Origin of the sequence: Pseudomonas sp. R1-15, from assembly GCF_051132085.1 — a bacterium.
Taxonomy (GTDB): domain Bacteria; phylum Pseudomonadota; class Gammaproteobacteria; order Pseudomonadales; family Pseudomonadaceae; genus Aquipseudomonas.
In genome coordinates this window covers 1,522,210-1,541,141 of the sequence record NZ_CP071660.1, presented here as the reverse complement: position 1 = coordinate 1,541,141, position 18,932 = coordinate 1,522,210, and the positions used below count along the sequence as shown (strand labels likewise).

General features: G+C 59.8%; 19 protein-coding genes, 1 tRNA gene and 4 pseudogenes. 8 read left to right on the top strand and 16 right to left on the bottom strand.

Annotated features, from left to right (window positions below; translation table 11 throughout):
- The first annotated feature begins 418 nt into the window (after positions 1-418).
- Positions 419-1,354: a LysR substrate-binding domain-containing protein gene (locus J3P97_RS06870; RefSeq protein WP_434673763.1), complete on the top strand. Its 936-nt coding sequence runs from the start codon at positions 419-421 to the stop codon at positions 1,352-1,354.
- 3 nt (positions 1,355-1,357) lie between these two features.
- On the opposite strand, the gene J3P97_RS06865 is transcribed toward J3P97_RS06870, so the two are convergent.
- Complete coding sequence (locus tag J3P97_RS06865; protein ID WP_305496197.1) at positions 1,358-1,723, bottom strand: 5-carboxymethyl-2-hydroxymuconate Delta-isomerase; 366 nt, start codon at positions 1,721-1,723, stop codon at positions 1,358-1,360.
- A 71-nt stretch (positions 1,724-1,794) separates the two neighbouring features.
- Positions 1,795-2,730, bottom strand: a complete 936-nt coding sequence (locus J3P97_RS06860) for a LysR substrate-binding domain-containing protein (protein ID WP_305496198.1) — start codon at positions 2,728-2,730, stop codon at positions 1,795-1,797.
- A gap of 164 nt (positions 2,731-2,894) precedes the next feature.
- Here J3P97_RS06860 and J3P97_RS06855 point away from each other — a divergent pair, with 164 nt between their 5' ends.
- The 3 genes from J3P97_RS06855 to J3P97_RS06845 all read left to right on the top strand — a co-directional run bounded on the left by J3P97_RS06855 (position 2,895) and on the right by J3P97_RS06845 (position 4,486).
- Entirely contained in the window at positions 2,895-3,086 is a 192-nt protein-coding gene (locus J3P97_RS06855) for a YegP family protein (RefSeq protein ID WP_305496199.1), read from the top strand.
- Positions 3,087-3,209: 123 nt separating this feature from the next.
- Positions 3,210-4,016, top strand: coding sequence for an AraC family transcriptional regulator (locus J3P97_RS06850; RefSeq protein ID WP_434673762.1), 807 nt, complete (start codon positions 3,210-3,212; stop codon positions 4,014-4,016).
- Positions 4,017-4,117: 101 nt separating this feature from the next.
- Positions 4,118-4,486, top strand: a complete 369-nt coding sequence (locus tag J3P97_RS06845; RefSeq protein WP_434673761.1) for a cupin domain-containing protein — start codon at positions 4,118-4,120, stop codon at positions 4,484-4,486.
- A gap of 11 nt (positions 4,487-4,497) precedes the next feature.
- On the opposite strand, the gene J3P97_RS06840 is transcribed toward J3P97_RS06845, so the two are convergent.
- From J3P97_RS06840 to J3P97_RS06830, 3 genes and pseudogenes are all read right to left on the bottom strand, one after another.
- Positions 4,498-5,244 (bottom strand): phytanoyl-CoA dioxygenase family protein, encoded by a 747-nt coding sequence (locus J3P97_RS06840; protein ID WP_434673760.1) that lies wholly within the window; start codon positions 5,242-5,244, stop codon positions 4,498-4,500.
- Between the two features lie 13 nt (positions 5,245-5,257).
- Positions 5,258-5,857: pseudogene (locus tag J3P97_RS06835) on the bottom strand (methyl-accepting chemotaxis protein); the annotation flags it as partial.
- 306 nt (positions 5,858-6,163) lie between these two features.
- Positions 6,164-6,811 (bottom strand): annotated as a pseudogene (locus J3P97_RS06830) (MCP four helix bundle domain-containing protein); the annotation flags it as partial.
- Positions 6,812-7,229: 418 nt separating this feature from the next.
- Here J3P97_RS06830 and J3P97_RS06825 point away from each other — a divergent pair.
- A pseudogene (locus J3P97_RS06825) lies at positions 7,230-7,373 on the top strand (short-chain dehydrogenase); the annotation flags it as partial.
- Between the two features lie 641 nt (positions 7,374-8,014).
- On the opposite strand, the gene J3P97_RS06820 reads toward J3P97_RS06825, so the two are convergent.
- From J3P97_RS06820 to dapA, 8 genes and pseudogenes are all read right to left on the bottom strand, one after another.
- Positions 8,015-8,524: a type II toxin-antitoxin system YhaV family toxin gene (locus J3P97_RS06820; protein WP_434673759.1), complete on the bottom strand. Its 510-nt coding sequence runs from the start codon at positions 8,522-8,524 to the stop codon at positions 8,015-8,017.
- Between the two features lie 2 nt (positions 8,525-8,526).
- Positions 8,527-8,727 (bottom strand): hypothetical protein, encoded by a 201-nt coding sequence (locus J3P97_RS06815; RefSeq protein ID WP_053182737.1) that lies wholly within the window; start codon positions 8,725-8,727, stop codon positions 8,527-8,529.
- Between the two features lie 229 nt (positions 8,728-8,956).
- Positions 8,957-9,080 (bottom strand): annotated as a pseudogene (locus tag J3P97_RS06810) (phage tail protein); the annotation flags it as partial.
- A gap of 79 nt (positions 9,081-9,159) precedes the next feature.
- Positions 9,160-9,249: transfer RNA gene (locus J3P97_RS06805), tRNA-Ser, on the bottom strand.
- 83 nt (positions 9,250-9,332) lie between these two features.
- Complete coding sequence (gene purC / locus J3P97_RS06800; protein ID WP_025212375.1) at positions 9,333-10,046, bottom strand: phosphoribosylaminoimidazolesuccinocarboxamide synthase; 714 nt, start codon at positions 10,044-10,046, stop codon at positions 9,333-9,335.
- Between the two features lie 28 nt (positions 10,047-10,074).
- Entirely contained in the window at positions 10,075-10,833 is a 759-nt protein-coding gene (locus tag J3P97_RS06795) for an MBL fold metallo-hydrolase (protein WP_305496207.1), read from the bottom strand.
- A 4-nt stretch (positions 10,834-10,837) separates the two neighbouring features.
- Positions 10,838-11,953, bottom strand: a complete 1,116-nt coding sequence (gene bamC, locus J3P97_RS06790) for an outer membrane protein assembly factor BamC (RefSeq protein ID WP_434673758.1) — start codon at positions 11,951-11,953, stop codon at positions 10,838-10,840.
- 17 nt (positions 11,954-11,970) lie between these two features.
- Entirely contained in the window at positions 11,971-12,849 is an 879-nt protein-coding gene (dapA, locus tag J3P97_RS06785) for a 4-hydroxy-tetrahydrodipicolinate synthase (protein WP_434673757.1), read from the bottom strand.
- 316 nt (positions 12,850-13,165) lie between these two features.
- On the opposite strand from dapA, the gene J3P97_RS06780 reads away from it, so the two are divergent.
- Together J3P97_RS06780 and J3P97_RS06775 are read left to right on the top strand one after the other, a co-directional pair.
- The gene (locus tag J3P97_RS06780) at positions 13,166-13,726 is read left to right on the top strand and encodes a glycine cleavage system protein R (protein ID WP_003184325.1); all 561 of its coding nucleotides are present in this window, start codon (positions 13,166-13,168) and stop codon (positions 13,724-13,726) included.
- A 10-nt stretch (positions 13,727-13,736) separates the two neighbouring features.
- On the top strand, positions 13,737-14,210 hold the full coding sequence (locus J3P97_RS06775) for a peroxiredoxin (RefSeq protein ID WP_434673756.1): 474 nt from the start codon (positions 13,737-13,739) through the stop codon (positions 14,208-14,210).
- A 137-nt stretch (positions 14,211-14,347) separates the two neighbouring features.
- On the opposite strand, the gene J3P97_RS06770 is transcribed toward J3P97_RS06775, so the two are convergent.
- Positions 14,348-15,418 carry an AI-2E family transporter gene (locus J3P97_RS06770; RefSeq protein ID WP_305496211.1) on the bottom strand — a complete coding sequence of 357 codons (1,071 nt, stop codon included), beginning with the start codon at positions 15,416-15,418 and terminating at the stop codon, positions 14,348-14,350.
- Positions 15,419-15,447: 29 nt separating this feature from the next.
- Complete coding sequence (locus J3P97_RS06765) at positions 15,448-15,687, bottom strand: sulfurtransferase TusA family protein (RefSeq protein WP_186612232.1); 240 nt, start codon at positions 15,685-15,687, stop codon at positions 15,448-15,450.
- Between the two features lie 98 nt (positions 15,688-15,785).
- Here J3P97_RS06765 and J3P97_RS06760 point away from each other — a divergent pair, with 98 nt between their 5' ends.
- Positions 15,786-17,219, top strand: a complete 1,434-nt coding sequence (locus tag J3P97_RS06760; RefSeq protein WP_434673755.1) for a M48 family metalloprotease — start codon at positions 15,786-15,788, stop codon at positions 17,217-17,219.
- 66 nt (positions 17,220-17,285) lie between these two features.
- Here the strand turns inward: J3P97_RS06760 and J3P97_RS06755 are convergent, their stop codons facing one another.
- Entirely contained in the window at positions 17,286-18,713 is a 1,428-nt protein-coding gene (locus J3P97_RS06755; protein ID WP_434653358.1) for a DegQ family serine endoprotease, read from the bottom strand.
- Positions 18,714-18,932 lie beyond the last annotated feature (219 nt).

Here is an 18,932-nt window from a genome sequence, read left to right as displayed (position 1 = left end):
AGGAATCAACAGGAAATACGGCCATCCGGAGGACGTGCGTGGCGACAATGCCAGAGGGCCCAGAACGCCAGTTCGCAGGGCAGCGCAAAGGATGCTGGAGGCACGGCAGGCGGTTGGGCGCCGACCAGGACGATGGCGGGGCACGGCGGGTATTGAAATGCGACAGGCCAACCGTCCATAGGAGCATCACGGAAAAAACATTCGACACGAGCCTCCCATGACGCCAGGAGCCGTTAAACCAGGATTTGATGGAGTCTGCGTTGGCGTCGGCTAAACAATCGTCTTTGCCATGCTGGCTGAACACAGCCTTGCCGGCGGGAAAAGCAGCGGTCGGCATTCTCTGCACACGCTCGTTCCGTTAGGATCAAAACCTGTTTGCGCACGCCCCGCGCAAGGAGCACAGCGAGAGACAGAACGGATGCTGAACAGCAACACCCTCAGAAAGCTCGACATGCAGGACCTCATGGTGTTCAGCGCCGTATTCGAGCAAGGCAGCGTCACCGGTGTGGCGGAGATCCTCTGCGTCAGCCAGTCAACGGTCAGCTACAGCCTGAAAAAGCTGCGGGCCTGCTTTGACGACGAACTGTTCATCAACACCCGGACCGGCATGCGCCCCACTTTCAAGGCCGAAGGCATGCACGAGCATGTGCGCAGCATTTTGCAAAGCATCAACCTCTGCCATGCCGGCACGCCGGCCTTCGATCCGACCCGGCAGGCCGTGACCTTCGAGATTTGCGCACCGGAATACTTTGAACAGCTGCTCCTGCCACAACTGCTGCAAGGCTTCGATCATGCAGACCTGCCCGTCGTGGTGAACGTGCACAAGCTCGGGGCCGATATTCCCGTTGATGACTTGCGTGACGGCAGCCTGGACCTGGTGATCTGTTTCGGCCCCCATTTCCACAGCAGCCATGCCGATCTCAAGACCCAACGCCTGCTGGAAGAAGAACTGGTCTGCGTGACAGACAAACGGTCGGCTCCGCTGGAATCGCCGTTGAGCATCGAAGCGTTCGTACAGCGTCGACACGTTTTTCCCACGCCTTGGGCGTCGCCCACCAACATGGTCGACGGCTGGCTGACGCGGCAGGCTCGGCAACGGCAGATCGCCGCACGTGCCAACAGTTACGGCGCGGCGTTGAAGATGATCACCGGTACCGATTTCCTCCTGACCCTGCCCCGTCGCATCCAGCAATTGCTGGCCAGCGCAGCGACATTCCAGCACTGCCCGGCGCCGGCGGGCTTGCCGGGATTTACCCTGGACATGCAATGGAGCCTTGCGGCCGATCAGGACAGCGCCAACGCCTGGCTGCGTGAACAGATCGTCAAGGCCTGTCCCGGGCAAGACCTCGCTTGAACTTCAAAGACCGATGGCGGCCTTGGCGTAGGGGCCGCGGTCGATATCGAGGACTTCCACGCACAGTTGCACGCTGACGCCGACGGGCCATGGGCCAAGATCCTGGATCACCGCCAGCAGGCTATCGGCCAGCTGCTTCTTGATTTCCGGCGAACGGCCGCTCAGCAAAGCCAGCTTCACATGCACGAACCCACGCTCCCCCATGCCGGTGCCGACGCGAAACGTATCGATTTTCACGGCCCGGCTCTTGATGTCGAACTCGGCGGCGAACTGACCGGATGCCACCAGTGCGTTGTTCATGCGCAACAGCGCGACGTCGGCGTTCAGCTCGGTCAGGTTGGCGGTGTACTCCATGTGCAAGTGAGGCATGTGTTCGACTCCGTTTCGAAAAGATGATGTTGGGATGACAGTCGGCGCAACCATACCTCGACTTTGCAGTTTCAGGCAGGTTTTGTTTCGTCCAGCAAGCCGGCGCGCTCGCTCATGAAAGCCTCCAGGCGGGACCGCAACCAGCGTTCGGCCGGGTCATTGTCGACATGGCTCAGCCAGACCATGGAGAGGTCCAGGGTCGGTGTCTTGAAGGGAAAGGGTTCGCAGAACACCTGGCCGGAAGCGGCCATGGCGGTGGCGGTGTAGTCCGGCAGGCTGGCGATCAGGTCAGTGCCAGCCAGCAACGCCGGCAGCGCGCTGTACTGCGGCACCGACAGCACTACCTGGCGCTTGCGACCGATCTCGGCCAGCCATTCGTCAGCAAACCCGGCGATGTTGGCGGTATGGGAAACCAGCACGTGGGGCCGCGAACAGTATTCATCCAGGGTCAGCGGGGTATCCGAGGCATCGGCGCGCAACACGCAGGGCTGGATATGTCGCAACAGCTTGCGCTTGGCATTGGCCGGTAGCCCACGGGTCTGGCTGATGCCGACAGTGATATCGCCCGAGGCCAGCAAATCGGGGATACGCCAGTAATCGACATGCTGGACCACGAACACGATCTGCGGCGCCTCCTGCCGCAAGCTGCGCAACAGCGGCGGCAAGAGGCCGAACTCGACATCGTCGGACAGCCCGATGCGAAACGTCATGGCACTGCTGGAGGGGTCGAAATCATGGGTCAGGCTCAAGGCCACCGACAGCGAATCCAGTGCCGGAGACAGGTGCTGGATGATTTCCTCGGCCCGCGCGGTGGGCTCCATGCGATGCCCGACGCGAATGAACAACGGGTCGTTGAACAGCGTGCGCAAGCGGTTCAGTGCCGAACTGATGGTTGGCTGGCCGAGGAACAGCTTTTCCGCCGCCCGTGTCACGTTACGCTCCAGCATCAGCGTTTCGAAAACCACCATCAGGTTGATGTCGGCCTTGCGCAATTCGTTGCGGTTCATCCATTGCTCCTGGTTCCGGTCGGATCAAGCAAGCGCTGCAATTTGCAGAAATATCTCACAATCATTGGAAACGTATTCCCATTAGCGAAAAATTCCAGCTTGGCTAGGCTTGCCAGGACATGTTCAAGCATGTCCTGAATCCGTTAATCGCATGGAGCGAACCGATGTACTTTGAAATCTATCGACAGACCCGAGGGACCCCGACCACGGGACAAGGCCAATGGCGCTGGCGCCTGCGAGCCGGCAACCACGAAACCATCGCCAGCGGTGAATCCTACGTGAACAAGGCGGACTGCCTTCACGTCATCGGATTGATCAAAACCGCCCAATGCGAGACGCCTGTAAAGGAAATCTGAAGGCGTCCATTCGTATCACTCGAAGCTGCTCGATGAGCAGCTTTCCCTGAACTACAAGCCGCCGCTGTGATGGGTCGTGCCGGACAGGTATCGTATGCAGACAAAAGCGAGAGCCGACCTCCCATGACTCAACCCGGTAACCGTCGCGACTGGCTGCTGCGCGCGCCTGAATCGAAGAAGCTCGAGCGCATCGAAGCCTACTTCAGTGGGCACGGCTATAGCACCCACCGGCATGACACCTATGCCATCGGGTTCACGCTCGCCGGGGTCCAGAGCTTCAACTACCGGCAGAGCAAACGTCATAGCCAGCCCGGCGGGGCCATCGTGCTGCACCCGGACGAAGTCCATGACGGCGAGGCGGGGACAAGCGATGGTTTTCATTATCGAATGTCCTACATCGAACCGTCATTGATCCAGCAGGTATTGGGGGGCAGGCCATTGCCTTTCATCGAAGGCGGGTTGTCGAACGATCCCCGGCTCAACGTTGCGACTCGCAGGCTCTTGGGCAGCCTCGGGCATCACCTCGACCCGCTGGAGGAAGACGACGCCCTCTACGACGTGGCCCAGGCACTGGCTGACGCGGCAGGTAACCAGCGCGGACGCCGACTGCTTGACTACCCCGCAGCGGAGCGCGCGCGCCTGTTCATTCATGATGCCCTTGATCAGGCCATTACCCTGGATGACCTCGTGCAGGCCAGTGGCCGGGACCGATGGAGCCTGTCCCGGGACTTTCGTGCCCTGTACGGCACCAGCCCCTATCGCTACATCACCCAGCGTCGATTGAATGAAGCCCGTCGTCTGGTGCTGCATGGCATGCCGCTGAGCGAAGCCGCATTGGCCTGCGGTTTTTTCGACCAGAGCCACATGACCCGGCTGCACACCCAGGCCTTTGGCATTTCACCGGCACGCTGGCTGAAGATGCTGCGCTAGCGGCACGCACGGCATAACGCGAAAAGCTGCACGATCATCCAATACCCAAGCTATCCCCAGCGCTAAGGTGCGGCTCATCAACCACAGAGGAGCACGCCAGGATGACTCGATATTCCCCAATCAACTTCGCGCAGAAGTACACGCTGTTCCACGATCAGTGGGCACCGAAAGTCGTGGCTGAAATGAATGACTACCAGTTCAAGATCGTCCGCCTGGAAGGCGATTTCATCTGGCACACCCACGCCGACACGGATGAAACCTTCATCGTGCTGGACGGCGTACTTCGTATCGACTTTCGCGATGGTGCGGTGCTGATCGGTCCGGGCGAGATGTACGTCGTCAAGAAAGGGGTCGAGCACAAGCCCAGTGCAGCGCAGGAAGTGAAGCTGTTGCTGATCGAACCGCGGGGAGTCATCAATACCGGCGAACAAGTGAATGCGCGAACCGCGATCAATGATATCTGGATCTGACCGAGCCAGGCTCAATCGTATTCCGCCTCCTGATGGTCGCCCAGCAGCCGCCGTTGGCGAGGTGTCGCGGCGGCCAGCACCGCGGGATTGAACCGCCAGTGCAGGTAAGGTGAAAACTTCTGCGCGACCATCCGCCGGCCATAGTGCACCTGGAGCATGTAGCGGGTGCGGTCGGCGGTCCGGTTGTCACTGCCGGCGTGCCACAACTCGCTGCGCAATATCAGCACATCACCCGCCTGGCACAGCACCGGCTTTGCCGAACGGCCCTGCCACTGGGTTTCGCCGGCCATGGGCGCCCGCCCCGCCTTGTGGCTGCAGGGAATTACCCGCGTCGGGCTCAAGTCGGCGTCGATGTCATCAAGGTAGAACTGTGCGGTGAAAACCTGCATCGGCAGTTCAAAAGAAGGCTCGGCCAACAGGCTGGGGGGCAGCTGCATCGGCAAGTAATCCAGGTGTAGCCCAGCGCCGACAAAACCGGGATGGCAGCGCCAGGCGGTCTGCCCAATGATGTGGCAATCCTCGCCCAACGCCGCCTCGGCCAGGTCGATCACCCCGCTCACCTCCAGATACGGCAGCCAGAACGGGTCTCGATTGAAGACGCATTTGTAATGATCGATGACGCCGCTGTAGTCCCAGTGATGGGGTTTCAGTTGGTCGATGGCCTGGCGTATTTCGGTGATTTGCGTGGCGGTCAACACACCGGGCATCAGGACAAAACCGTCCTGATGCAATGCGTGCAAAAGATCAGCGGTGGACACGGTCGCAACCTGCTCAGGTCCGGAAACGACCGGTCAGCTCTGCCAGGTTCCTCGACAGGTTCGACAGCTGCTGGCTGGCGTGCATGCTTTGGGCGGAGTTCGCTGCCGCTTCGTTGGACAGGTCACGAATATCGGAAATGTTGCGAGCGATCTCCTCGGTCACGCTGCTCTGCTCTTCACAGGCATTGGCGATTTGCGCGGCCATGTCATTGATCCGCTGGATCGACCCGCCAGTACCACTGAGCACCTGGTCGACACCGGCGGCGCGCTCGACGCTGTCCCGCGCCTTGCTGCTGCCGACCTGCATGGCCTGCACGGCCTTGGCGACACCGCTCTGCAAGCGCTCGATGCGGACCTGGATATCCTTGGTCGAATCCTGGGTACGCGCCGCCAGCGCCCTGACCTCATCGGCCACCACCGCAAAACCACGACCCTGTTCGCCAGCTCGCGCTGCCTCGATGGCGGCGTTCAGCGCCAGCAGGTTGGTCTGCTCGGCGATGCCACGGATCACCTCCAGCACCGCACCGATACTGGACGTTTCCTGGGCCAATGCCTCGATCGTGCCCGAGGCACTTTCCACTTCGTGGGCCAGTTGGCGGATCGACTCGATCGTGCTGCTGACCACCTCGGCGCCGTCGCGGGATTGGCTGGTGGCCTGTTGCGCGGCGTCCGAGGCGCTCACGGCGTTATGAGCAACCTCATGCACAGCGGCGCTCATCTGCGTCGCGGCGGTGCTGACTTGGTCGAGCGCCGCGTGCTCGCTGCTGATCAGCCGGTCATTCGTCGCAGCCATAGCAGCCATGGCCCGGGCTGCCGAGTCCACTTCCCCGGTCACCCGACCAACCTCGGCAATCAGCGGCTGCAGCTTGTCCAGGAACCGGTTGAACGCGCTGCCAAGCTGCCCGAGCTCATCAGCCGAACGCACTTCAAGGCGCCCCTTGAGATCGCCGCCGCCCTCTGCAATCTGCTCGACGCGGTGCAACAAACGGCGCATCGGGCTCAGCACCACGAGCGGCAAGGCAACCAGAACCAGGATGCAACCGAGCAGGCCAACCAGCAGAATAACGCCCTGCTGCACGCCGACCGCCTCGCCATTGGCGATGGCCGCATCGCCCTCGCGATGGGACGCCGCATCTTCCAGGTCACCCAGCTTGTCGATTGAATCACGCATGGTTTCGAACAGGCGCTCGCTGTCACCAAAGCTCAGCGCGCTGGCGCCCTGCGGATCGCCTACCGACTGCTCGACGACCCGCCGCGAAACCTGCATCCATTTCCCGAAACTGTCATTGAACTGGCTGACCAATGCCTGAGTCTCTGCACCGGGCTGCATCGCGGCATATTTCTGCACACGGTCATAGGCCTGCTTGGCATTCTCGCCATGACTGGCACTCAGCGCTTGAATATGCTCATCCGCATGACCATCCAGCAGACTGCGCTCGGCCACAAAGGCCTGATAAAGATCGCGGTCGGCATTGAGCAACAGGCTGATGGCCGGCAGATAGCGCTTGGTCAACTGCGTACTGGACTCGGTCACCTGACCGATACCCCGCATGCCCGTCCACCCCATCAGCACCAGCAGCACCGCCAGGAACGCAATCGGCAGAGTGATTTTCCAACGAAAGCCAAGGTCGGCGAAGAACCGCAGCATGGTGTCACTCCTTACATGGGGGATAACCTGCCTATCGGCAGCCATGCCTTGAGCTATAGCCCATTAGTCTGATTGTCACAAAGGTTTTGGTGTGAAGGGCTGTAGTTATTCAGGATGCGGAGGGGAGTTGATCTGGATAAAAAGGTACGGGCTGGACGCAGTATCGCCGGGGAATTTTCTGACATTTTTCGCTCACATAATTCAGTGAAGCTTCCTACGCATCGTCTGATTGATGATCTCTACAGAAAGGCCCTAGAGTCCAAGCGTCGTTCGTAAGAGCGGCTTGGGTTTGGCGACTCGATTACAAATGGTAAGAAGGCCTTCAATCAAACGGAGTTTGAAATGCCTCGCCATGCGAGGGGATATTCCGAGTGACTCAGTAGTGCTTCAGGACTTTGCACAACTGTGCTGCATCTCCTTGAGGGATGGTTGTGACGTACTCGATGTCATAGCGCGACGCTTGGATGCAGAGCCAGCCTAGTTCAACGGGCCTCTCACGGGTGATGTGGATCATCTAAGAAAGAATGATGTACCCGTGGCGAGGGAGCTTGCTCCCGCTCGGCTGCGAAGCAGTCGTAAACCGGCGGATGCGGTGTGTCTGATACCACGTATTTGGCAGGTTTTGGGGCCGCTTCGCGGCCCAGCGGGAGCAAGCTCCCTCGCCACGGGTTCCTTGATTGCCTTAAGTGAACATTATTACCCTCACGGGGCCGGTCGAACGAGCTTGGCTTGATGAGACCAACCCCCTCCGGTTTGCCCGGACTCGATTAGTCACACAAGCTGATCAGCATGAATACACATACCTCGGAGACTCCGTTGGCTGCCAAAAAAGTCAAGAAAACGCGCTGGAAAGTCACTCACGAAGAGCTGACATTTCTTAACGTTCGACAAGCTGCACGTGATGGTCAGAACGTGTTCGATAAATTTAGATACCGGTCATCTTTGACAATAAAATCGTGGTCTATCCCCCACGGCGCATCATAGGTCAGACGATCCCTGCCCCGAGACTCACGCTCGCGGTACTGTCGCGCAATCCATAACGCTACGCTCCCGTACGCCACAAAACCCCAGAAACGAAAAAGCCCAGCGGATACGCCAGGCTTTTATGGGGAACGGATGATTTTATTCTTCCTCCGTTCCTGTCGTAGAATTTCCATATTCCAAGACGTCGCAAGCCGCGATGAGGTCGGTGTAGGAATTAGGCATTTTACCGTTTAGGAGCATTGCAGTAAAAACTGCATACACATCATTTTTATCGCCATCCTTCCTCAACGCTCTCTCATCATTGAGCCACGCATAGATGATGGTCATCGGCGCCTCGGATCTGAACTGAAAAAACAGGCGATACCGTGGAGGTATCCCCTGCTTCTTCACCCGAAACCAGTGCTTAAAGTCACGCCCTAGCGTGTTCCCCTGACGATAGCAGGGGTGGGTCGGATCGGACGGAACATTGATTAGGATATTCGCGCTCACCGCATCGAAAAGCTTGTAGACCGGATGATGGTGAAAGTTTTCCGGGTCATTAGCCATCACCCTCTCAACAGCGACGGTAATTTCTTCGAGGCGCGCAATGAATAACGGGTGAGCATAAAGTGCCCACCCGTTTTCGATATGAATCGTGCTTTCAGTCACGCTTAGCCTTCTTGAAGCTCGCGACGACGATTATCGTCCGCCTGATTGCGAATTGCTTGAATTCGCTGCAGCAGGCCGCGAGGGATAGGCTGGATACCTTCAGGATTTTCCTTGATATCCCTGTCAAGCAGATCAAGGAACTCGATACCAGCTTGGATCTCCGCCTTTCTGTCGGTAAACGAGACGACATTGCCTTTAGACATGACTTCTCTCCATCGCTAATTTTCCTGCACTTTCAACAGGACATGGCCCGAGCGCTTCATGGCGAGCATGGCCCTTACGGGGCATTTCCGTGCCCTCAGTAGGATCACTGTAGATCACTATGGTTCACGAGGAGTGCATTTAACACCATCAAAGCCGAATAAAGGAAGCGTGATGATGTAACAGATGGCGAAGCCTATGCGAATGACCAGAAAAGACGAACATGTCATATCAAGCGTCGACTTGCGTGCCTCTGTGCCCCAATACAAGTCTCGCACGATCAAGCCATGGACCACCGAATACACTTATTTTCTGACGGGCGGCCATATTAGTTGTGCAACAGAAAAGGCCAAGGCGGTCGGGGCGGAGTCGAGGAAGCCCCCCCCAAATACAAAAAAGCCCCGAGGCGGTTAAGCGCTCAGGGCTTTTTAATATGGCGGAGAGATAGGGATTTGAACCCTAGGTACTGTCGCCAGTACAACGGATTTCGAATCCGTCCCGTTCGGCCACTCCGGCATCTCTCCAGTGGCGCGCATCATACCAGCACATTTGCCGGAAGCGAACCCCCGAGCGAAATTTTTTCCGTGCTATCAGACGCTTGCGTCGATTACAGCGGAACACCCAGGCGTTGGGCGACTTCTTCGTAGGCTTCGATTACGTCACCGAGGCCTTGGCGGAAGCGGTCCTTGTCCATCTTCTTCTTGGTGTCCTTGTCCCAGAGGCGGCAGCCGTCCGGGCTGAACTCGTCACCCAGGACGATGGAGCCGTCGCTGAACACGCCGAATTCGAGTTTGAAGTCGACCAGCAGCAGACCGGCGTCGTCGAACAGTTTGGTCAGCACTTCGTTGACCTTGAGCGACAGTTCCTTCATGCGCGCCAGTTGCTCAGCGGTGCCCCAACCGAATGCCACGACGTGGGATTCGTTGATGAACGGGTCGCCCTTGGCGTCGTCCTTCAGGAACAGCTCGAACGTGTAAGGGTTGAGCTTCATGCCCTCTTCCACGCCCAGGCGCTTGACCAGGCTGCCGGCGGCGTAGTTACGCACGACGCATTCGACCGGGATCATGTCCAGCTTCTTGACCAGGCATTCGTTGTCGCCCAGCAGCTTGTCGAACTGGGTCGGCACGCCGGCGGCTTCGAGCTTTTGCATGATGAAGGCGTTGAACTTGTTGTTCACCATGCCCTTGCGATCCAGCTGTTCGATGCGCTTGCCGTCGAACGCCGAGGTGTCGTTGCGAAACAGCAGGATCAAGCGGTCAGCGTCATCGGTCTTGTAAACCGACTTGGCTTTGCCGCGGTAGAGTTCTTCACGTTTTTCCATGATGGGCTCCGCTTGCTAAGTAGATGGGCTAGGCGATATGTCGCCAGTCGAGCCCTGAATCTTGATCGGCCAGTTGCAGCCAGTCCGGGTCGCACCCGAGGGTGTCGACGAAACATTGCCGGGCCAGCTGCGGCAGGTTGTTCTTGCTGCTCAGATGGGCCAGGACCAGGTGTTGCAGGCCTTGCCAGCCCAACTCGGCCACCAGGAATGCCGCCTGGTGGTTATTCAGATGTCCGTGTTCCCCGCCTACCCGTTGCTTCAGGAAGTAGGGATAGTACCCTCGCGCCAACATGTCGCGGCAGTGGTTGGACTCGATCATCAGTGCGTCGAGGTCCCGATAACTGTCCATCACCCTGTCGCAGTACGAGCCCAGGTCGGTGAGCAATCCGAAGCGCCGCTCGCCATCACTGAACACATACTGCGTCGGCTCGCGGGCGTCGTGCGCCACGCTGACCACGCTGATGTCCAGGGCACCGATACGCAACTGCTCGCCACCGGCCACGAAGCCAGCCGGCTCGATGGGCTTGCGCAGGCCACCGAACGTCCCGCGACTGAGGTAGACCGGCAGATTGTAGCGCCGAGACAGCAAACCCACGCCATGCACGTGGTCGGCATGTTCGTGGGTCACGAGTATCGCGCTCAGTTGCGCCGGATGCACACCCAGGCGCAACAGGCGCTTCTCGGTTTCCCGCAGGGAGAAACCGCAATCGACCAGCACGTAGGTGCCAGCACTGGCTATCAGCGTGCCGTTCCCCTGGCTACCGCTGCCGAGAACGGCAAAACGCATCGGATCAGCCCAGGTTGTCCTGAATCACACCCAATACCTTGCGAGCCACATCGGCTGGCGCCACGGTATTGATGTTTTTCTCGACGGTGACCTGGACGTTGTCGCCGACCTTGCTCAGGCGAACCTGGTAACGCTCGGCGCGGGCTTCGATTTCTTCCTTGTCCGGCGCACTGCCGAACAAGCTACTGAAGAAGCCAGGCTTCTCGTCTTTCTTCTCGGCTTTTTCAGCGAGGTTAATGTAGTAGAGACCCAGGCTGCGGTTGATGTCTTCAACCCGCCATTCGCCCTGCTCCAGCGCGCGGCCAACGCTCGACCAGGCGCGGTCGAGGTCGGAGCCGACGTTGAGCACCGGGTTGCCGCTGCCGTCTTCGCTCAGGCTGACCCGGCTCGGCGTGTCGTAGTCACGGGTCGCGAGCATCGAGACCGAACCGCCCTGCTCGGCGTTACGGCTCATGCTGGCAAGCATGTCGTCGACCAGCGCGGCGTCGAGACTGCCATTGACCGAGCGATTGGTGAAAGCCACGTCGGCAGTGCTGCCGGCGGGACGCTCGGCGCTGACCACGTAGATTTCACTGGTGTTGCGCTGCACGCCCGGCTCGATGCGCACGCGCACGCGGGTTTCGCTGTCGGCTGCGACACCGGCGGCGCTCAGGCGCTTGGCCATGGCCGCGGACAGTTCATCGGAGCGCTGCCAGGTGGTGGTGAATTCGCCGGTCTGCGGGCGCTGTTCGTCCAGGCGGAAACCGTTGTCCTGGAAGAACTGGATAGCCACGGGCCAGACTTCGGCCGGTGGATGCTGGCCCATGACCCAGCTCGAATCACCGCTCTTCTGCAGGGTGTAGTCGCTGGCATCGGCTACGGCCGACAGCGGCTGTGGGCGCGGGACAACGTATTCGCCCTTGACGCTGTCATCGGCGACGTTGCGCGGGATCGGCAGCAGCGGATCCAGGCGCTTGGCAACGCTGACATCAGGTGGCAGTTGCATCGGTGCAGTCTGTTGCGCTTCGAGGTAATCGCTACCACGGTCGCGGAAATAACCATCCGGGCCCCAGATCCATCCACAGCCACTGGTGCTGGAGATAATCAAGGCAAGTGCGGAAAGGCCGGCCATTCGCTTCATGCGGTGTAGTTCCTCAATTAAACCAGGACGCCGGACTGGCGCATGGCCTGCCGCAGCTGTTCGTGACAGGTAGTGCTCAACCAGGTGAGCGGCAGGCGGATGCCTTCGTGCATCAGGCCCATTTCGACCAGGGCGAATTTCACCGGGATCGGGTTGGCTTCGATGAACAGGTCCTTGTGCAGCGGCATCAGTTTTTCGTTGATTGCCCGTGCGGTCTCGGCGTCGCCCTTGAGCGCGGCCTCGCACAGGTCGGCCATGGCGCGTGGCGCGACGTTGGCGGTGACGGAAATATTGCCCTTGCCGCCCATCAGGATCAGCTCGACAGCGGTCGGATCATCGCCAGACATGACGATGAAGTCCTTGCTCACGCCATCGAGGATGGCCTTGGCACGCGTCAGGTCGCCAGTGGCTTCCTTGATGCCGATGATGTTCGGCACGGTGGACAGGCGGATCACGGTCTCGGCCTGCATGTCGCAGGAGGTGCGGCCGGGAACGTTATAGAGGATCTGCGGGATGTCGACGGCTTCGGCGATGTGCTTGAAGTGCTGGTACAGGCCTTCCTGGGTCGGCCTGTTGTAGTACGGAACGACCAGCAGGCAGGCGTCGGCCCCGGCTTCCTTGGCGTTTCGGGTCAGCTCGACGGCTTCGCGGGTCGAGTTGGCGCCGGTGCCGGCGATTACCGGAATGCGGCCATTGACCTGCTTGACCACCGCGCGGATGACTTCGATGTGCTCGTTGACGTCAAGGGTGGCCGACTCGCCGGTGGTACCGACGGCAACGATGGCGTGGGTGCCGTTTTCAAGGTGGAAGTCCACGAGTTTGCTGAGGCTGGCCCAGTCAAGACGCCCTTGTGCATCCATGGGTGTGACCAGTGCCACCATACTGCCCGCAATCATGAAACCGCTCCTGCCGGAAAAAGAGAGCGGTAATGGTACTGGCGCCAAGATGCTTGTACAAGCGAACTCCCATTCCCCTTGGCGATGGTTTTCGCTACCCTTCAGGCTTTGATCGGTACCGATAAGCTCACACGCCGGTTCCCAGCCTCCGTTTTCGTCGCTACAAGCCCCGATCCTGCGTTTGTCCTGAAGCATTGGCTGATCCCGCAATGCAGCAGAAACCCGGGCAGAGGGCTTGAACCGTTCGCTTTCGCAGGGCTGCTACCGTGCCGCGCGGCACAAAGGTACCGACCGCTCATCGCTTTAGGAATGCTGCATGTCCACCCCCACAGTCCGCGAACAATTCCTTGTTATCAGTGCCCTTGGCGCAAACCCCATGGAGCTGACTAACGTCCTGTGCCGCGCCAGCCATGAAAATCGCTGCGCCGTCGTGACCTCACGCCTGACCCGTCACGGCGAATGCAGCGCCCTTGTGCTGGAGATTTCCGGCAGCTGGGACGCCCTGGCGCGCTTGGAGGGCAGCCTGCCGGTGCTGGCCAAGAAGCACGCCTTCACCGTCAACGTAGTGCGCAGCGCCGCCCTGGAAAATCGTCCCCAGGCCCTGCCCTATGTTGCTTATGTGAGTTCGGCCTACCGCCCGGACATCATCAACGAACTGTGCCAGTTCTTCATGGACCATCACGTCGAGTTGGAAAACCTGACCTGCGATACCTATCAGGCCCCGCAGACTGGCGGCACCATGCTCAACGCCACGTTCACCGTGACATTGCCGGCCGGCACCCAGATCAGCTGGCTGCGCGATCAGTTCCTGGATTTCGCCGACGCGATGAACCTGGACGCACTGATCGAACCGTGGCGCCCACAAAACCCAATGTAAGGAAGCGTTCATGGCCGTTGCCATCGACCAGCCGGTTACCGATTTCCAGGCGCCCGCCACCAGCGGGCAGACCATCAGCCTCGCCGCCCTGAAAGGCAAACAGGTGGTCATTTATTTCTATCCGAAAGACAGCACCCCCGGCTGCACCACCGAAGGCCAGGGTTTTCGCGATCAGTACGGACAGTTCCAGGCCGCCAACACCGAGGTGTTCGGTGTGTCGCGAGACAGCATCAAGTCCCACGAGAACTTCAAGTGCAAGCAGGAGTTCCCCTTCGAGCTGATCAGCGACAAGGACGAAACGGTCTGCCAGCTGTTCGACGTGATCAAGCTGAAGAAGCTGTACGGCAAGGAATACCTGGGCGTTGACCGCAGCACCTTTTTGATCGACAAGGATGGCGTGCTGCGCCAGGAATGGCGCGGCGTGAAGGTGCCGGGGCATGTGGATGCGGTGCTGGCGGCGGCTCAGGCGCTCAACCAAGCCTGAAGTTCTTTGTTGTCTGCACTGGCCTCATTCGCGAGCAGGCTCGCTCCCACACTGGATTTGTGGCGTTAATCAATCCCCTGTGGGAGCGAGCCTGCTCGCGAAGGGGCCATCAGCCTCCCGACCAGTCAGATTGACTTCTACAACAACGGCGCCACCACCGGCTCCTTGCTCGGCCACGCATCCAGCACCGCCTTGAACAACGTAGCCAGGGGAATCGCAAAAAATACCCCCCAGAAGCCCCACAGCCCGCCAAACAAAAGCACCGCGCAGATAATCGCCACCGGATGCAGGTTCACCGCCTCGGAGAACAGCAGCGGCACCAGCACGTTGCCGTCCAGGGTCTGGATGATCCCGTACACCGCCATCAGATAGATAAACTGATCGCTCCAGCCCCACTGGAACAATGCGATCAGCGCGACCGGCACGGTCACAACCACGGTACCGACGTAAGGCACCACCACCGAAATGCCCACCAGCAATGCCAGCAACGCGGCATAGTTGAGACCCAGGGCCACAAAGCCGATGTAGGTCACGCCGCCACAGATGAAAATCTCGATGACTTTCCCACGGATGTAGTTGGCGATCTGCCGGTTCATCTCCTGGGCCACACGGGTGATCAATGCCCGCTCGCGCGGCAAGTAGCCTCGGACCCAGCGTCCGATCATTTCGCGATCCTTGAGGAAGAAGAACACCAAGATCGGCACCAGCACCAGGTAGATCATGATGTTCACCAGCAACGGCAGGCTGGACAGCGAAAACGTCAGCGCCCACTGGCCGAACTTGCCGATCTCACCACGCACCACTTCGATGGTCTGCAACACTTGCTCGTCCGAGACCAGATGCGGATAGCGCTCAGGCAGCAGCAACAACAGCGATTGCCATTTGGCGAGCATTCCCGGCAACTCATTGAACAGGGTCACCAATTGGTGCCAGAGCAACGGCACGATGACCACGAGAAACACCACAAGCAGCCCCATGAACAACGCGAACACCAGCCCCACCGCCACGGATCCGGGCAAACGCAAGCGTTCCAGGGCAGTGACCAGCCCTTGCATCAGGTACGCCAGCACCATTCCCGCCAGCACCGGCGCGAGCATTCCGCCCAGCGTCAGGACCGCTGTAAACGCCAGGAACAGCAGCACTGCCAGGACCACCGCTTCCTCATCGGAGAAGTAGCGCTGGATCCAGTCGCGTAACACTTTGAACATTAAAAATCCTTAGGAGACGCTGTCGGTTTTCAGGCCTTTTTCAGCCAGTAACGGTAGACGCCGTTTTCGTCTTCTTCACGAAGCAGCGTATGACCGGCCAAGCGGGCGAAGGTGCGAAAGTCACGCTGGGAGCCCGCATCCGTAGCAGTCACCTTGAGCACGGCGCCACTGGCCAGGCGATTGAGTTCCAGCTTGGCCTTGAGCAACGGCAACGGACAGTTCAGGCCGCTGGCGTCCAGCTCGGCATCGTGGGCTACAGCATCGGTCATTGTTTCACTCCGCAACAGGTCGTCGAGCGGCCTAGAATATCTGGTCCCGGACCCGCTGTCCGGCTACAGTAAGGTCTTTGTCGACTAAGGCTTCGTGCATGACATTTCTGCGCCCCACCCTGCTGACGCTCGCTTGCCTGCTCGCCTCACCGGGCTTCGCCGACGACCTGCCGTCACTTGGCGATGCCAGTTCTGCCATCGTCTCGCCGGAACAGGAGCATCAATTGGGCCGCGCCTGGCTGGCCCTGCTGCGCAGCCAAGTCTCGCAACTCAACGATCCGCAGCTCAAGGATTATGTCGAATCCAGCGTCTACAAGCTGGTGGAGACCAGCCAGGTCAACGACCGGCGCCTGGAGTTTATCCTGATCAACAGCCCCCAGCTCAACGCGTTCGCCGCACCCGGCGGGATAGTCGGGGTCAACGGCGGCCTGTTCCTCAACGCCCAGACCGAAGGCGAATATGCTTCGGTCATGGCCCACGAACTGGCGCACTTGTCGCAACGCCATTTTGCCCGTGGCGTCGAAGCCCAACAGCGCATGCAGGTGCCGATGATGGCGGCGCTGCTGGCCGGCATCGTGATTGCCGCCGCTGGTGGCGGTGACGCCGGGATCGCGGCCATTGCCGGGACCCAGGCCGCCGCCATCCAGGAGCAACGGCGTTTCTCGCGGCAAAACGAACAGGAAGCCGACCGCATCGGCATCCAGAACCTGGAGAAGGCCGGCTACGATCCGCGGTCGATGCCGACCATGTTCGAACGCCTGATGCGCCAGTACCGGTTTGACGCCAAGCCCCCGGAATTCCTGCTGACTCACCCGGTAACCGAATCGCGCATTGCCGACACCCGCAACCGTGCCGAACAGGCCAAGCCAGGCGGGATCGAAGACAGCATGCGCTATCAACTGATCCGCGCGCGGGTCCAGCTGACCTATGAAGAAACCCCTGGCCTGGGGGCCAAGCGCTTCCGCGCACAGCTGGACGAGAACCCGAAGAGCGACGTGGCCCGCTATGGGCTGGCGATCGCCCAGATCAAGGGCGGCCAGCTGAATGAAGCCAGGGAGAACCTCAAGCCATTGCTGGCCAAAGCGCCCAACGAGATCATCTACAACCTCGCCCAGGTGGACCTGGACATCACCAGCAACAAGCTGGCGGATGCTCAATCTCGCGTGGACCGACTGCTGAGCCAATATCCGGGCAACTATCCGCTCAATCAGGTTCGCGTCGATCTGTTGCTCAAGCAGAATCGTCCGGCCGATGCGGAAAAAGCCCTGGAAACCCTGCTCAAGAGCCGCCCGGACGATCCGGACATCTGGTATCTGGTGGCAGAGACGCGTGGCCTGTCGGGCAATATCATCGGTTTGCACCAGGCACGCGCCGAATATTTCGCGTTGGTTGGAGACTACCGCCAGGCCATCCAGCAACTGGATTTCGCCAAACGACGCGCCGGGAGCAATTTTCCTTTGTCATCGCGCATCGATGCCCGGCAGCGCGAACTCATGGAACAGGAGCGCATGGTCAAGGACATGATGGGCTGAGCATTTACCAGGCATAAAAAAAACCGCCTCGATATCGAGGCGGTTTTTTTTCAGCTGAATACCGGCTTATTCAGCCAGCTTGAAGGTAATGAAGCTCGCACGCCCCTGGCGCAGGACGCGCATCGACACCGAGCGATTCTTCGGCAACGCCTTGGCGATGTCGGTGAATTCCTTGGCCGAGCCGATGGCCTGGTTGTTCAGGTGGGTAATGATGTCGCCGGGTTGCAGGCCGATCAACGCAGCGGGACCGTCCTGTACTTCCTTGATCACCACACCACCCTGCAATTCCAGGGTTCGCTTCTGCTCATCGGTCAGCTCGGCCACCGCGACACCCAGGCGATTGCTGCTGCGCTCGACGCCGGACTTGGGCAGCGAATCCAGTTCCTTGCCTTCTTCCGGGATCGCGCCGACAGTCAACTCGACACTCTTGCGCTTGCCTTCACGAATCACTTCCAGGTTGGCCTTGGCCCCGGCCTTGAGGGCGCCCACCAGATGCGGCAAGTCGGCGGACATGACGATCGGCTGCCCATTGAGGCTGAGAATCACATCGCCCACTTGCAAGCCGCCCTTGGCGGCCGGACCACCTTCCTGGATCTGCGCCACCAGCGCGCCAGCAGGTTTTTCCAGGCCAAACGACTCGGCCAGGTCCTTGTTCACTTCCTGGATGACCACGCCCAGCCAGCCACGGCTGACCTTGCCCTCGCTTTTAAGCTGGTTGGATACATCCAGGGCCACGTCGATCGGAATAGCGAAGGACACCCCCATGAAACCGCCCGAACGGGTGTAGATCTGAGAGTTGATACCCACCACTTCGCCGTCGAGGTTGAACAGCGGCCCACCGGAGTTGCCCGGGTTGATCGGCACGTCGGTCTGGATGAATGGCACGTAGTTTTCGTTTGGCAGGCTACGCCCAATGGCGCTGACGATGCCCTGGGTCACGGTATGGTCGAAGCCGAACGGCGAACCGATTGCCACCACCCATTGGCCGGCTTTCAGGTTCTGCGATTTGCCGAGCTTGAGCACCGGCAGGTCCTTGCCTTCGATTTTCAGCAAGGCCACGTCCGAACGCGGATCAGTGCCGATCAGCTTGGCCTTCAGTTCACTGCGATCTGCCAGGCGCACGAGAATCTCATCGGCATCGGCAATCACATGGTTGTTGGTCAGGATGTAGCCGTCTGGCGAGATGATGAAGCCCGAGCCCAGGGACTGCGCTTCACGCTGACGACCACCGCCAGGCGAACGCGGCTGTGGCATCCCGCGCTCGAAGAACTCGCGCAGCATAGGCGGCAGGCCTTCCAGGTCCGGCATCTGCGGGTCCATCACCCGACGCTCCGGCAGCTTCTGCGTGGTACTGATGTTCACCACGGCAGGCGAAGCCTGTTCGACCAGTTGAGTGAAGTCCGGCAACTCGACCGCCACAGCGGGAACGGCCTGACCGAGCACCAGCACGGTGGCAAAAATGGAGAGATAGGTTTTCAAGCGTGGTATCGACATACGGCTCCCGTTACGACGAGCATGGTTAAGCGATATGGAGCAGAAATACCTGGGAACGATACGCCAGTATTTTTGTTCCGCAAACAGACAAGGCCAGAGCCGAGCGGCTCTGACCTAATAGAAAAAAACTGGTTATTTTGCAAATGAAAATGCTGACAGGAAGTTTCAGCATTTTGCTCAAGCACGCTTGCCGGCCTCTTGCGCAATCGAGCCACCCGG

Coding starts and splice junctions, on each gene's coding strand:
- bamC (WP_434673758.1), bottom strand. CDS start 11,953: ATGAAGCGAATGGCCGGCCTTTCCGCACTTGCCTTGATTATCTCCAGC.
- J3P97_RS06850 (WP_434673762.1), top strand. CDS start 3,210: ATGACTCAACCCGGTAACCGTCGCGACTGGCTGCTGCGCGCGCCTGAA.
- J3P97_RS06860 (WP_305496198.1), bottom strand. CDS start 2,730: ATGAACCGCAACGAATTGCGCAAGGCCGACATCAACCTGATGGTGGTT.
- dapA (WP_434673757.1), bottom strand. CDS start 12,849: ATGATTGCGGGCAGTATGGTGGCACTGGTCACACCCATGGATGCACAA.
- J3P97_RS06755 (WP_434653358.1), bottom strand. CDS start 18,713: ATGTCGATACCACGCTTGAAAACCTATCTCTCCATTTTTGCCACCGTG.
- J3P97_RS06760 (WP_434673755.1), top strand. CDS start 15,786: ATGACATTTCTGCGCCCCACCCTGCTGACGCTCGCTTGCCTGCTCGCC.
- J3P97_RS06815 (WP_053182737.1), bottom strand. CDS start 8,727: ATGTCTAAAGGCAATGTCGTCTCGTTTACCGACAGAAAGGCGGAGATC.
- J3P97_RS06855 (WP_305496199.1), top strand. CDS start 2,895: ATGTACTTTGAAATCTATCGACAGACCCGAGGGACCCCGACCACGGGA.
- J3P97_RS06865 (WP_305496197.1), bottom strand. CDS start 1,723: ATGCCTCACTTGCACATGGAGTACACCGCCAACCTGACCGAGCTGAAC.
- J3P97_RS06845 (WP_434673761.1), top strand. CDS start 4,118: ATGACTCGATATTCCCCAATCAACTTCGCGCAGAAGTACACGCTGTTC.
- J3P97_RS06775 (WP_434673756.1), top strand. CDS start 13,737: ATGGCCGTTGCCATCGACCAGCCGGTTACCGATTTCCAGGCGCCCGCC.
- purC (WP_025212375.1), bottom strand. CDS start 10,046: ATGGAAAAACGTGAAGAACTCTACCGCGGCAAAGCCAAGTCGGTTTAC.
- J3P97_RS06795 (WP_305496207.1), bottom strand. CDS start 10,833: ATGCGTTTTGCCGTTCTCGGCAGCGGTAGCCAGGGGAACGGCACGCTG.
- J3P97_RS06770 (WP_305496211.1), bottom strand. CDS start 15,418: ATGTTCAAAGTGTTACGCGACTGGATCCAGCGCTACTTCTCCGATGAG.
- J3P97_RS06780 (WP_003184325.1), top strand. CDS start 13,166: ATGTCCACCCCCACAGTCCGCGAACAATTCCTTGTTATCAGTGCCCTT.
- J3P97_RS06870 (WP_434673763.1), top strand. CDS start 419: ATGCTGAACAGCAACACCCTCAGAAAGCTCGACATGCAGGACCTCATG.
- J3P97_RS06765 (WP_186612232.1), bottom strand. CDS start 15,687: ATGACCGATGCTGTAGCCCACGATGCCGAGCTGGACGCCAGCGGCCTG.